The sequence below is a fragment of the Paraburkholderia sp. IW21 genome, from assembly GCF_041321145.1.
Lineage (GTDB): Bacteria > Pseudomonadota > Gammaproteobacteria > Burkholderiales > Burkholderiaceae > Paraburkholderia.
This window is the reverse complement of the sequence record NZ_JBGGWA010000002.1, coordinates 124,855-137,304: the sequence shown is the minus strand read 5'-3', so window position 1 is coordinate 137,304 and position 12,450 is coordinate 124,855. Positions and strand designations below refer to the sequence as shown.

The window sequence follows — 12,450 nt, the reverse complement described above, 5'->3', positions numbered from 1 at the left end:
ATGCGTCAGCGCGAAGATGGCGCCGGTATCCTCGGACGTCGCAGCGCGGATCGTCGCGGTCATTAAGCCTCTTCCGGCGCGTCGGTCAGCTGGATTTCGATGCCGCCGAAGCGCGACGCGACCCAGTTGTAAGCGTGGCATGCAATCCACAGCAGGATGAAGCCCAGAATCGCATTCAGCAACAACGCGCTGAACACGGTGCTCAGTTCAACCGAGCCGTAGCGTATGAACGCCACCAGCACGCCGAGCAGCACGATCGGCACCGAGAACGTCAGGTACACGAGGATCAGTGCCTTGGCCGTCTGTCCCGGTGCAATGAACGAGATCTGTTTTTTCATGTAAGTCAAACCCGTATGTCTAGTGGTAATGGGTAAAGCTGCAAACGTGCGGCAATGGCTGCGTCAAGCCAGTGCGTCAGATGAGACCGTCGAACAGCATGATATCGACGTGTTCACCTTCGGCAATATCGGCTTCATCGTGCCCGAGCACGATGAAGCAATTTGCTTCGCTCATCGAACTCAGCACGCCGGAGCTTTGCGAGCCGGTTGGCGTGACATGCCATTGACCGTGCGCATCGTGCTCGGCCACACCGCGCTGGTACTCGGTGCGGCCGGCGCGCTTGCGGATTGCCTCGCGGCTGGCGGCGCGCAAGACCGGCAGCGCCTGCGGCGTCGCGCCGGACATCAACAGCAGCGCCTCGCGGACGATTTGATAGAACGTCACCATCACAGCGACTGGATTGCCCGGCAAGCCGAAGAATAGCGCGGGCAGCCCGAGACCCGGTTGCTCGCCGGACCAGACGCGGCCAAAAGCGAGCGGCCGGCCAGGGCGCATCGCGAGGCTCCAGAAGGCGACGTCGCCGAACGTTTGCAGCAATTGCTTGGTGAAATCCGCCTCGCCGACCGAGACGCCGCCCGAGGTCAACACCACGTCGGCACTGCCCGCGGCGCTGCGCAACGCGGCTTCGAGCGCGGCGGGTTCGTCGCGCACCACGCCGAGATCGAGCGTGTCCATGTTCAGGCGCCGGAGCATCGCAAACAGCGTGTAGCGATTGCTGTCGTACACCGAGCCCGGGTCGAGCGGCTCGCCGAGCGAGCGCAATTCGTCGCCGGTCGAGAAAAATGCGACGCGCAAACGCCGCCGCACATTGACTTCGCCAATGCCGAGCGAAGCCAGCAAACCGAGGTCCGACGCTCGCATGATGCGACCGGCGCGTAGCGCGGCATGACCGCGGGCGAGGTCTTCACCGGCGAGGCGCCGGTTGGCGCCCGCCCGTACCGCGTTGGCCGCCAGGTGGATCGAGGTGGAAGCGGCGCTGCGCTCCACGAGCTCTTGCGGCACGACGGTGTCGCAATCGGCCGGCATGCAGGCGCCGGTCATGACGCGCACGCATTGTGTAGCGTCAACGTGGCCCGCGAACGGATGGCCGGCCAGCGCCTTGCCGACGATCGTCAATTCGACCGTGGACTCACCCGTTTCTAGCGCCGCGCGGTTGAACGCGTAGCCGTCCATGGCCGAGTTGTCGTGCGAAGGGACGTCGATTGGCGACACGAGGTCGGCCGCCAGCACGCGATCGAGCGCGTCGCGCAACGGCACGCATTCGACCGTGGTGACCGGCAAGGCCCACTGACGGACGATCGCCTGGGCGGCCGAAACAGGTAGCGCGTGAGGATCGTACTGCGCGACGCAGCGGGAAAATTCGTTAGGCGTGGTCATGAGGAGCTGGACGTCGCGACCGGAGGCGGAAGCGGCTGGTGCCGGGCGGCCGGAGCGGAATTTCAACCGGGGCCTCAACAACGTTCGAGGTCGGCGAGTTCTTGTAACGAATTGATATTGTAAAACGCGCGCTCGTCGGTAAAGGTGACTTCCACCGTCTTGTGGCGCGCGTACCACGCGCGGACCTTGCGTTCACCGGCTTCCAGAAAGGCTGCCAGGTCGTCCGCGAGACTCGCGCGCAGCAACGCGACCACCGGATGGAGCGATACGTGGCCTTCGGCGTCAGAGGTCTTGACGGTGGCGATGTCAGCCTGGGTCGAGTCCAATGCCTGCGCGAGACGCAGGGCGAGTTCGGCGGGCAGTCCCGGCGTGTCGCAGGGCGCGCTCAGCACATACGCGGTTCCGGCCGCGCGCAGCCCGGCGAGCAAGCCCGCTAGCGGGCCGGGAAAACCGGGCACGGTATCGGCGAGCACCTTGGCGCCGAACGGCTTGCCGAGCGCGGTGTAGACCTCAGGATGACGATTGGCGCTGATCAGCAAGGCGCCGGCTTGTGGCGCGAGGCGCCTCAGGACATGAGAGGCGAGCGGCTCGCCGTGCAATGTTTGCAACCCCTTGTCGACCCCGCCCATGCGCATGCCACGCCCGCCCGCGAGGACCAGACCGGTGATGTGTTCGCGTGTCGGGTTCATTGGCTCGGCCGCTTAGCCGCCGATGTACGACATTTCCACGCGGCGGCCATCCTGCGTGCGCGATTCGACTGCGCTGCTGCCACGCAATTGCGAATAACGGTCGCTGCGGGCTTGCCAGATTTCGGCGACGGCAGTGGCGATATCGGCGTTGCTCGCACCGTTGCGCAGCAACGCGCGCAGATCGTGACCGGACGACGCGAACAGGCACAGGTACAGCTTGCCCTCGGTCGACAGGCGCGCCCGCGTACAGCTGCCGCAAAACGCCCGGGTCACGCTCGAAATCACGCCGATCTCGCCGCTGCCATCGGCGTAACCCCAACGCTGGGCGGTCTCCGCTGCGCTGTGCGCTTCGAGCGGCACGAGCGGGAAATGCTCGGCGATGCGCGTCACGACGTCTGCGGAAGGCAGCACTTCGGTCATGTTCCAGCCGTTGGACGTGCCTACGTCCATGTATTCGATAAAGCGCAACACCGCGCCAGAGCCTTTGAAATGACGCGCCATCGGCACGATTTCGCTGTCGTTGGTGCCGCGCTTGACGACCATGTTGACCTTCACAGGCGCGAGTCCCACCGCATGCGCCGCGGCGATTCCGTCCAGCACGTCGGCGACCGCGAAGTCGGCGTCGTTCATGCGGCGAAACAGGGTGTCGTCGAGCGCGTCGAGGCTCACCGTCACGCGGGTCAGGCCGGCGTCTTTCAGGCTGCGCGCCTTGCGCGCCAGCAGCGAGCCGTTGGTGGTCAGAGTCAGATCGAGCGGGCGGCCTTCCGGCGTGGTCAGTTGCGCGAGCCGTTCGATCAGGAATTCGAGATTTTTACGCAGCAGCGGCTCGCCGCCCGTCAGACGGATTTTTTCGACCCCATGCGCGACGAAGAGCCGCGCCAGCCGTTCGATTTCCTCGAAGCTGAGCAGCGCGCTATGCGGCAGGAACGCGTAGTCCTTGTCGAACACCGCACGCGGCATGCAGTAGACGCAGCGAAAATTGCAGCGATCCGTTACCGAAATGCGCAGGTCGCGCAGCGGGCGCGCCAGCGTATCGTGCAGCGCGCCATTGGGCGCCTGCGCGGGGCCGGAAATGACCGGTATCGCGCTGAGATCGGCAACAGGGATGATGCGTCGGGACATGAATTGCTTCGCTTGATGCTTCGTTGGGTGCTGCAATGTGTGCTGCGATCGGAACCTGAATCTTCATTCTAGCGGAAATGCGTCCGGTGGCTGTCGGACCTCAGGCGCTGTCGGGGTATACGGGGAGCAGCATGGCACTCGATTGGGTGTCGGCGGGGTGGTCATAAAACAAAAAGCCCGCCGGTGAGGGCGGGCTTTTTGCATGGCAACGGTCCGCTTACTGCGAGTGCTTACCGGTTTCAACCATTTGCATCGGCGCGGTTTCGGCCGGCGGCAACGCTTTACGCTCGCGACCCACGCGAACCGGCTTGGCCGCCTGCGCAGCCGCTTCCTGCGCGGCGCGCAGCTTGTCGGCGTCCGTACCCACCCAGACGAGACCGGCTTGTTCAAGCACCGGTTTCAGGGCTTCCGCCGACACACCGCCGTTACGCGGGGCCTGAGGCGCTTGCGGCGTCGCAGCGACTGGTGCCGGCTCGACCGCTGCCGGCAGATCTGCCGGAGCAACCGCGGCAACGGCCGGATGCGGTTCGACGATCTCGGCTTGCGGCGCCGGCTGGGCCGCCGGTGCTTCGACCATTGCGGCGAGGGCCGCGGTTTCGACCGGGGCCGGTACGGCTTGCGCTTCAACGGCCGGCGCAACTGCCGGCGTCTCGACCCGCGCTTCGGCAGGGGTTTCAACCCGAGCTTCGACCGGCGCTTCGACGTGCCTGACCGGTTCCACGAGCGAAACCGTCTCGCTGGCGGCCGGCGTTGCCGGCACAGTTTCGAGCGGCACGGCAGCAGCGTGTGCCACCGGCGCTTCCGCGACCGGAACGATCGTTTCCGACTTGGCGGCCTTCTCAAAAGCTAGAACCGGCGTTTCGGCCGCAGCATGCAGTTCGCTGACGACAGCAGTTTCCGTGGCGACAGCAGCGACAACCACTTCTACAGGCTTAACTTCGTTCGCTTCGTTGACTTCAGCCTTGTGCTCGACCGGCTGGTGCGCGGTGCGCACCGGTGCCTCTTCGGTCACACCGGTGTTGTCGCCTTCAGCTTCCGCGACGTCCGCAGCCAGGTTGCCGTTCACGTCTTCTTCACGCTCACGACGCCCGCCACGACGGCCGCGACGGCGACGACGGCGCTCTTCACCCTCACGCGCCACCGCTTCCTGATCGACAGGCGCACCGTTTTCGCCCAAGGCTGTCTGGTTTTGCGCCAGTTCTTCGGATTGCTCTTCGCTTTGCGTCAATGCATCTGCGGCTTCCGGCTGCTGTTTGCGGCGCTCGCCACGTTCAGCACGCTCGCCACGTTCACGGCGTTCCGGGCGCTCGCCACGCTCGGCGCGCGGTGCGCCGTCGACAGTTTCCGTACGGTCGCTGCCACGCGTGTCGCGGTCACGGCCCTCGCGACCTTCACGCGGCTCTCTGGCCTCGCGCGGTTCGCGGCCTTCGCGTGCCTCACGCGGCTCGCGATTGCCTCGCGGCTCGCGCGACTCACGTGCTTCACGCGGCTCACGGCCTTCGCGAGCCTCGCGGCCTTCACGCGGTTCGCGTTCCTCGCGACGCGGCGACGGCTGCTGACCTTGAGCTTGACGGCCGCCGGTCGTGCCTTCGGCACGGCCTGCTGCATCACGGCCGCCAGCGCCGCCACGGCGATTGCGGTTGCGTTCGCCGCCGCGTTCGCCGGTGCGCTCACCGCGCTCCGTGCGTTCGCCGCGTTGCGGACGCGTCTGCTTTTCGGTCGTAGCCGGCGCAACCGGCGCCGGTGCTGCCGGCTGCATGCCGAACAGATTCTTCAACCAGCCGATAAAACCGCCGCTGGCCGAGGCGACAGCCACCGGAGCGGGCGTGGCTGCCGGACGAACCGGCGCGCTCGGCGCCGGCTTCTCAGGCGTGATGCCCTTGACCGCCGCTTCCTGCTTCGGCTTTACTTCCTCGGCACGCTTGCTGTAACCGGTTTCCGATTCCAGTTCGCGGGCCGCTTCTTCGGCCATCTTCCACGAAGCGCGCGGTTCGTCGAGGCGCGCATCGTCGTGGCGCAGACGCTCGAGCTTGTAATGCGGCGTGTCGAGGTGCTTGTTCGGGATCAGAACGACGTTGACCTTGAAACGCGATTCGATCTTGTTGATCTCGGCGCGTTTTTCGTTCAACAGGAAGGCGGTCACTTCAACCGGCACCTGGCAATGAATTGCCGCGGTGTTTTCCTTCATCGCTTCTTCCTGAATGATCCGCAGCACTTGCAGCGCGGACGATTCGGTATCGCGGATGTGGCCCGTGCCGTTACAGCGCGGGCAGGTCACGTGGCTGCCTTCCGACAAGGCCGGGCGCAGACGCTGACGCGATAGTTCCATCAGGCCGAAACGCGAGATCTTGCCCATCTGGACGCGCGCACGGTCGTGCTTCAACGCATCTTTCAGGCGTTGTTCGACTTCACGCTGGCTCTTGGTCGATTCCATGTCGATGAAGTCGATCACGATCAGGCCGCCCAGGTCGCGCAGGCGCAACTGGCGGGCGACTTCGTCGGCGGCTTCGAGGTTGGTGCGCGCAGCGGTTTCCTCGATGTCGGCGCCCTTGGTGGCGCGGGCCGAGTTCACGTCGATTGCAACCAGCGCTTCGGTGTGGTCGATCACGATTGCGCCGCCCGACGGCAACGGCACCGTGCGCGAGTACGCCGTTTCGATCTGGTGTTCGATCTGGAAGCGCGAGAACAGCGGCACGTCGTCGTGGTAGCGCTTCACCTTGCTGACGTTGTCCGGCATCACGATGTCCATGAAGGCGCGGGCCTGGTCATGGATTTCCGTGGTGTCGATCAGGATTTCGCCGATATCCGGCTGGAAATAGTCGCGAATCGCCCGAATAACGAGGCTCGATTCGAGATAAATCAGCATCGGCTGACCGGTCGAACCGCTTTGCGACGCGGCTTCAATCGCGCGCCACAGTTGCATCAGGTAATTCAGATCCCACTGCAGCTCTTCGGCGCTGCGGCCAATGCCGGCCGTGCGCGCGATGATGCTCATGCCTTCCGGCAATTGCAGCTGCGCCATGGTTTCGCGCAGTTCCTGACGGTCGTCGCCTTCGATCCGGCGCGACACGCCGCCGCCACGCGGGTTGTTCGGCATCAAAACGAGATACCGGCCTGCCAGCGAAATGAACGTGGTGAGGGCTGCGCCCTTGTTGCCGCGCTCTTCCTTTTCGACCTGAACGATCAGTTCCTGGCCTTCACGGAGCGCGTCCTGGATGCGCGCGGAGCGCATGTCGACGCCGTCACGGAAATACTGACGGGCGACTTCCTTGAACGGCAGAAAACCGTGGCGGTCTTCGCCGTAGTTGACGAAACAGGCTTCGAGCGACGGCTCGATGCGGGTAATGATGCCCTTGTAAATATTGCCTTTGCGCTGTTCGCGACCGGCGGTTTCGATGTCGATATCGATGAGTTTTTGCCCATCTACGATGGCGACGCGCAGTTCTTCCTGCTGCGTCGCGTTGAACAACATTCGTTTCATTGAACGGCTCCAGGCGGCTTAGCTAACCCTCGGCTGCGCGGTTGTCAGTCGCGAGAGCCAGGAGGGCAGCGGCATGCCGCGCCTTATTGTGTTTTCACAAGCACGCTGGAGCGGGAAAAATGGCAGGAGAATTGCCTGGGAGGGCCCGGCCCATTGAAAAATGGGCGCGGTGCCGCAGGGCACATGCGAACACGGCTTCAAATAACGACCCGACACGCCGCGGGTTCTGCCAGCAGACCTTCATAAGCCTTCGTCCACTCGCGCCGGTGCGCCAACTGGGCGCGTGACCGGAGGGTCGGAGGCTGCGGTCATGCCGCAACGGGAAGTTCGCGCAAGGGGCGCGTCTTTTCTCGCTGGGGGTGTCTCGCCTCATTTTGACGTCGCCATGTCTTGTACTTTCTACAAGACGCCTCGGGCGCACGCCGTATTTTCGCAACCTGCAGCTTCGTACAGCAGGGCGTCAGACCGCCCGCTACCGAAGCTGAAAGTTAAATTCTTTTTCACCAAAATTCCGTTACCGTCGAAGCCGACCTTGACCGAACGCGCCTGTGGGCGCCGTCCCTGCCGGGTACTGACTTCGTGCGTGCAACATGTTGCATCTCATTTTCAGGGTGAGCAACCAGACCCCGGCGCAAGTAAAATAATGGTTTATCGCTTGCACCTGCGCAATCCACCCGAATTCCGGACACTGCGCCGGCCGCCGCAGACTGCTGGGCAAATTATATTCATAATGAAAGAGTTAGGCAAAATATCCCAGAAATCGGTCGCAAGCGACCAGGTCTCGATGATCGAGATCGACGATAGTGCGGCCGGACAGCGCATTGATAACTTCCTGTTGCGCGTCTGTAAGGGCGTGCCGAAAAGCCATATCTACCGCATCCTGCGCAGCGGGGAGGTGCGGGTGAATAAGGGCCGGATAGACGCGCAGTACCGTCTTGAACTCGGCGATCTGGTGCGCGTGCCGCCCATTCGTGTCGCTCAACCGAACGAAACGATCGCCCAGGCGCCCGTGCCGGCGGCCCATTTCAAAATTATTTTCGAAGACGAGCACATGCTCGTCATCGACAAGCCGGCCGGCGTGGCGGTCCACGGTGGCAGCGGCGTCGCGTTCGGCGTGATCGAACAGATGCGCGAAGCGCGCCCGCAGGCAAAATTCCTCGAGTTGGTGCATCGGCTGGACCGCGAGACGTCCGGCATCCTGATGCTCGCCAAGAAGCGCACCGCCCTGGTCAACCTGCACGAGCAGATTCGCGAGAACAAGATGGATAAGCGCTACTATGCGTGCGTCCATGGCGAATGGGCGAGCGACTGGGGCCGCCGCCGCGCGGTCAAGGAGCCGCTGCACAAGTATCTGACCGCGGACGGCGAACGGCGGGTGCGCGTGCAGGCCGACGGCCTCGTGTCGCACACGGTCTTCAACCTGATCGACCGTTGGCCGGAGTACGCGTTGCTCGAGGCGGAACTGAAGACCGGCCGCACGCATCAGATTCGCGTCCATTTGCAGCATCTGGAACTGCCAATCGTCGGCGACACCAAATACGGCGACTTCGCGCTCAACAAGGCCTTGGCGCGCGCCAACGCGAAGCCGGGCCTGAAGCGCATGTTCCTGCACGCATACCGTCTTAAGCTGACGCATCCGGCAACCGGCGCGCCTTTGCAGTTCGAGGCGCCGCTGCCGGCCGAATGCCGCAGTTTCGTGGCGCAGCTCAGTGAATTACGAAATGGGTCAAACCCGGAGTCGACACCGCATGGCTAGAGAGCAATTTGATCTGATCGTCTTCGACTGGGACGGGACGCTGATGGATTCGACCGCCCACATCACGCAGAGCATCCAGGCGGCGTGCCGCGATCTCGGCTTGCCGGTTCCCGCCGACGAGGCCGCCAGCTACGTGATCGGCCTCGGCCTGCGCGACGCGTTGCAAATCGCCGCGCCCACGCTCGATCCGGCCGATTACCCGCGCCTCGCCGAGCGCTATCGCTTCCACTATTTAGTGAAGGATCAGACCACCGAGCTGTTCGTCGGCGTGCGCGAGATGCTGCAGGAGTTGCGCGACCAGGGCTATCTGCTGGCCGTGGCGACCGGCAAGAGCCGCGTCGGTTTGAACCGCGCGCTCGACCAGTCGCGTCTCACGAGCCTGTTCGACGGCACTCGCTGCGCGGACGAAACGTTCTCGAAGCCGCATCCGGCCATGCTGCATGAGCTCACGCGTGAACTGGGGCAGGATCCGGCGCGCACGGTGATGGTCGGCGATACGACGCACGATCTGCAGATGGCGATCAATGCCGGTGTCGCGGGCATCGGTGTGACCTACGGAGCGCATCCGGCCGGCTCGCTGACCGCGCTGTCGCCCAAATTCGTCGCCTCGAGTGTGAGCGCGCTGTCCGGCTGGCTGCGAGAAAACGCATGAGTACGGGTGCGGCTGAAGCGGCCACGCCAGCGGTTCGCATTTGCGCGTCCGAGGAACTGGTGGACGGCGGTGCGGGCCTACGGCGCGCGGCGAAGCTCGGCGGCGACGACGTCGTGGTATTTTTTGTTCGCTATGACGGCCGCGCCTACGGGTATCTGAATCGCTGCGCCCACGTGCCGATGGAGCTCGACTGGGCCGAAGGGCAGTTCTTCGAATCGTCCGGTTTATACTTGATGTGCGCCACACATGGCGCGATTTACGCGCCTGATACCGGCAAATGCGTGGGCGGCCCGTGTCGCGGCGGTCGCTTGCGTCCCGTGCAGGTTGACGAACGCGATACGCCCGAAGGCCGTGCCGTGTTCTGGTTGCCTGACGGCGAACTACGCCCGGCCATCCCCTGATTTTTCTCCTCTTTAGACCTTTCCACTCCTCCGCATGTCCGACAATTTGACTCCCGAACCCAAGGAACCGTCCCTCACAGGCCGCACCCGCACGCCTGCCGATGAGCCGGGCTGGGAGCGCGCCGCGCTCGAGCGTATCGCGCTCGCGGCAATCAACGAACAGCGCGCGGCACGCCGCTGGAAGATCTTCTTCCGCTTTGTGTTCCTGCTCGTCTTGCTGCTGGCGGTATGGGGCGCCTTCGATTTCTCCGGCGACAAAGTCTCCACCACCGGCCGCCACACGGCAATGGTGTCGCTTGACGGCGAAATCTCCGCTGATGCCAATGCGAACGCCGAAGATATCAACACGGCGCTGGAAAGCGCGTTCGACGACGCGGGTACGGCAGGCGTGATCCTGCGCTGCAACAGCCCGGGCGGCAGTCCGGTGCAGGCGGGCATTATTTATGACGAAATTCACCGTTTGCGGGCCAAGTATCCGTCGATCCCGTTGTATGTCGTGGTCGGCGACATGTGTGCGTCGGGCGGCTATTACGCGGCTGCGGCGGCAGACAAGATTTACGTGGACAAGGCGAGCATCGTCGGTTCGATTGGCGTTCTGATGGACAGCTTTGGGTTTACCGGCTTGATGGACAAGCTGGGCATTCAGCGGCGTCTGCACACTTCCGGCGAGAACAAGGGCTTTTTCGATCCGTTCTCGCCGGAAACGCCGAAGATGGACGAACATGCACAGGACATGCTTGATCAGATCCATGCGCAGTTCATCGACGCAGTACGCAAGGGGCGCGGCCAGCGGCTTCACGAAACCCCGGACATGTTCTCAGGCCTCTTCTGGACCGGGCAGAAGAGCGTCGAACTGGGTCTCGCCGACGGTTTCGGCGACGCGGATTACGTTGCACGCGACCTCTTCAAAGCGCCCGATATTGTCGACTACACGGTGAAAGAGAGCATTACGGACCGCGTTGCGCGCAAGTTCGGCGCAGCGGTGGGCAGCGGTGCCGTTCATGCGATGGCGCTTGGCGGGAAGATGAGCCTGCGATGATTGAGTAGGAAAATTAGTATGAAAAGCCCCGCGCGGCCTCGATCGCGCGGGGCTTTTTGGTTTTTCCTTTAAACGTGACTGGCGCGTCGATCAGCGCCTGGGCCACGGCGGTCAGACAGCGAGGATCAGGAAAATTGCCGGCCGCTTGTGCAGATCGATAGCGGGTTTCTTCTTCCAGTCCGCCACGGTGCGGCTGGCGATGGTTTCAGTTTCCAGCGTCAGATCGACCGCGACGCAAACCAAGGTCGACGGCGCGCAGGTTGCCAGCAAGGTGTCGAGCAAGGCGCGATTCCGATACGGCGTCTCGATAAAGATCTGTGTTTGTTTTCCTTTGCGCGACTGCTGCTCCAGGTCGCGCAAACGCTTGGCCCGTTCGGTGGCGTCGACCGGCAGGTAGCCATGGAACGCAAAGCTCTGGCCATTCAGGCCGGAAGCCATCAAAGCCAGCAGAATCGAACTCGGTCCAACAAACGGTACGACCTTCACGCCGCGCTCGTGCGCGCGGCGCACGAGCAGTGCGCCCGGATCGGCGACCGCCGGGCAGCCGGCTTCGGAAACCAGGCCTGCATCCGTGCCGGCCAGCAGCGGGGCGAGTAGCTTGTCGATCTCACCGGCCGGCGTGTTGACGTTCAGTTCGCGAATCTCGATGTCCTGAATCGGTTTTTCAGTGCCGACCTTCTTCAGAAAAGCGCGGGTGGTTTTCGCGTTTTCGCCGATGTAATAGTGCAGCGACGCCGCCCGGGCGCGCACTGGCGCGGGCAGGACGGCGTCGAGCGCGTCGGCATCGCCTTCGCCTAGCGTGTTCGGGATCAGATATAAGGTGCCGCTCATTGCGCCCCCAGGAGTGGATAACCCACGGCGAGCAGCATGCGTGACAGTGCGATCAACGGCAGGCCGACGAGTGCGGTCGGGTCGTCCGAGTGAATGGCTTCGAGCAACGCGATGCCGAGGCCTTCGGATTTGGCGCTGCCCGCGACGTCGTAAGGCGTTTCAGCGCGCAGGTAGGCCTCGAGCGCGGCGTGCGGCAGATCGCGGAACTGCACGCGGGTGATGACGTCTACGGCTTGCGGCGTGCGGGAGCGGTGGTCGAAAAGGCACAGCGCACTATGAAACAACACTTCGCGGCCGCGCATTGCCTGCAGCTGGGCGAGCGCCTTGTCATGCGTGCCGGGCTTGCCGATCTGAAGGCCGTCGTAGGTGGCGACCTGATCGGAGCCGATCACGAGCGCGGCTTCGCCGTTGTCGAGTTTGTCTGCCACTGCACGGGCCTTCGCCTCGGCGAGGCGCAGCGCGGTCGCCTCGGGCGTTTCGCCGGTGAGCGGCGTCTCATCGATCGCCGGGACGACGACATCGAACGGAACGCGCAGGCGCTCGAGCAGCTCGCGACGATACGGCGAACTCGACGCCAGAATCAGGCGGGGCGGGCGATTGAGGGAATCTGGCATGGTCAACCAACGGCTAGAGAGGCGGAGCGTACGGGGTTGCGCGGGCAGCGCGCGCGTACGGGCTTAAGTGTTTGACTCGAAAAGACAAAACGGATATGATTTCGGGCTTTTCATCGGTATGCTATTGCGAAGGCGAGCCCCCGTGTAGG

General features: G+C 63.8%; 11 protein-coding genes. 4 read left to right on the top strand and 7 right to left on the bottom strand.

Going from position 1 to position 12,450, the window contains the following annotated elements:
- Window positions 1-62 precede the first annotated feature (62 nt).
- From ACAX43_RS04445 to ACAX43_RS04425, 5 genes are all read right to left on the bottom strand, one after another.
- Complete coding sequence (locus ACAX43_RS04445; protein ID WP_054036190.1) at window positions 63-338, bottom strand: hypothetical protein; 276 nt, start codon at window positions 336-338, stop codon at window positions 63-65.
- Between the two features lie 76 nt (window positions 339-414).
- A complete protein-coding gene (gene glp, locus ACAX43_RS04440) occupies window positions 415-1,716 on the bottom strand; it encodes a gephyrin-like molybdotransferase Glp (RefSeq protein WP_370707215.1) in 1,302 nt (433 codons plus the stop codon).
- Window positions 1,717-1,790: 74 nt separating this feature from the next.
- Complete coding sequence (gene mobA, locus ACAX43_RS04435; RefSeq protein WP_370707214.1) at window positions 1,791-2,405, bottom strand: molybdenum cofactor guanylyltransferase MobA; 615 nt, start codon at window positions 2,403-2,405, stop codon at window positions 1,791-1,793.
- Window positions 2,406-2,417: 12 nt separating this feature from the next.
- Window positions 2,418-3,527: a GTP 3',8-cyclase MoaA gene (gene moaA / locus ACAX43_RS04430; protein WP_370707213.1), complete on the bottom strand. Its 1,110-nt coding sequence runs from the start codon at window positions 3,525-3,527 to the stop codon at window positions 2,418-2,420.
- Between the two features lie 217 nt (window positions 3,528-3,744).
- Complete coding sequence (locus tag ACAX43_RS04425) at window positions 3,745-7,008, bottom strand: ribonuclease E/G (RefSeq protein ID WP_370707212.1); 3,264 nt, start codon at window positions 7,006-7,008, stop codon at window positions 3,745-3,747.
- 730 nt (window positions 7,009-7,738) lie between these two features.
- On the opposite strand from ACAX43_RS04425, the gene ACAX43_RS04420 reads away from it, so the two are divergent.
- From ACAX43_RS04420 to ACAX43_RS04405, 4 genes are read left to right on the top strand one after another with little or no spacing between them, the layout of a single operon-like run.
- Window positions 7,739-8,764, top strand: coding sequence for an RluA family pseudouridine synthase (locus ACAX43_RS04420; RefSeq protein WP_370707726.1), 1,026 nt, complete (start codon window positions 7,739-7,741; stop codon window positions 8,762-8,764).
- Window positions 8,757-9,416, top strand: coding sequence for an HAD-IIIA family hydrolase (locus ACAX43_RS04415; protein ID WP_370707211.1), 660 nt, complete (start codon window positions 8,757-8,759; stop codon window positions 9,414-9,416). The genes ACAX43_RS04420 and ACAX43_RS04415 overlap by 8 nt, the downstream gene beginning before the upstream one ends.
- The gene (locus ACAX43_RS04410) at window positions 9,413-9,817 is read left to right on the top strand and encodes a Rieske (2Fe-2S) protein (RefSeq protein WP_370707210.1); all 405 of its coding nucleotides are present in this window, start codon (window positions 9,413-9,415) and stop codon (window positions 9,815-9,817) included. The genes ACAX43_RS04415 and ACAX43_RS04410 overlap by 4 nt, the downstream gene beginning before the upstream one ends.
- A gap of 34 nt (window positions 9,818-9,851) precedes the next feature.
- Complete coding sequence (locus ACAX43_RS04405; protein WP_370707209.1) at window positions 9,852-10,856, top strand: S49 family peptidase; 1,005 nt, start codon at window positions 9,852-9,854, stop codon at window positions 10,854-10,856.
- A gap of 111 nt (window positions 10,857-10,967) precedes the next feature.
- On the opposite strand, the gene ACAX43_RS04400 is transcribed toward ACAX43_RS04405, so the two are convergent.
- Window positions 10,968-11,687, bottom strand: a complete 720-nt coding sequence (locus ACAX43_RS04400) for an SAM-dependent methyltransferase (protein WP_370707208.1) — start codon at window positions 11,685-11,687, stop codon at window positions 10,968-10,970.
- Window positions 11,684-12,301, bottom strand: a complete 618-nt coding sequence (locus ACAX43_RS04395) for a Maf-like protein (protein WP_370707207.1) — start codon at window positions 12,299-12,301, stop codon at window positions 11,684-11,686. The genes ACAX43_RS04400 and ACAX43_RS04395 overlap by 4 nt, the downstream gene beginning before the upstream one ends.
- Between the last annotated feature and the right edge of the window lie 149 nt (window positions 12,302-12,450).

Excerpts from the sequence above, each read along its gene's own strand:
- ACAX43_RS04400 (WP_370707208.1), bottom strand. The coding sequence starts at position 11,687 with ATGAGCGGCACCTTATATCTGATCCCGAACACGCTAGGCGAAGGCGAT.
- mobA (WP_370707214.1), bottom strand. The coding sequence starts at position 2,405 with ATGAACCCGACACGCGAACACATCACCGGTCTGGTCCTCGCGGGCGGG.
- ACAX43_RS04445 (WP_054036190.1), bottom strand. The coding sequence starts at position 338 with ATGAAAAAACAGATCTCGTTCATTGCACCGGGACAGACGGCCAAGGCA.
- ACAX43_RS04425 (WP_370707212.1), bottom strand. The coding sequence starts at position 7,008 with ATGAAACGAATGTTGTTCAACGCGACGCAGCAGGAAGAACTGCGCGTC.
- ACAX43_RS04395 (WP_370707207.1), bottom strand. The coding sequence starts at position 12,301 with ATGCCAGATTCCCTCAATCGCCCGCCCCGCCTGATTCTGGCGTCGAGT.
- ACAX43_RS04405 (WP_370707209.1), top strand. The coding sequence starts at position 9,852 with ATGTCCGACAATTTGACTCCCGAACCCAAGGAACCGTCCCTCACAGGC.
- glp (WP_370707215.1), bottom strand. The coding sequence starts at position 1,716 with ATGACCACGCCTAACGAATTTTCCCGCTGCGTCGCGCAGTACGATCCT.
- moaA (WP_370707213.1), bottom strand. The coding sequence starts at position 3,527 with ATGTCCCGACGCATCATCCCTGTTGCCGATCTCAGCGCGATACCGGTC.
- ACAX43_RS04415 (WP_370707211.1), top strand. The coding sequence starts at position 8,757 with ATGGCTAGAGAGCAATTTGATCTGATCGTCTTCGACTGGGACGGGACG.
- ACAX43_RS04420 (WP_370707726.1), top strand. The coding sequence starts at position 7,739 with ATGAAAGAGTTAGGCAAAATATCCCAGAAATCGGTCGCAAGCGACCAG.
- ACAX43_RS04410 (WP_370707210.1), top strand. The coding sequence starts at position 9,413 with ATGAGTACGGGTGCGGCTGAAGCGGCCACGCCAGCGGTTCGCATTTGC.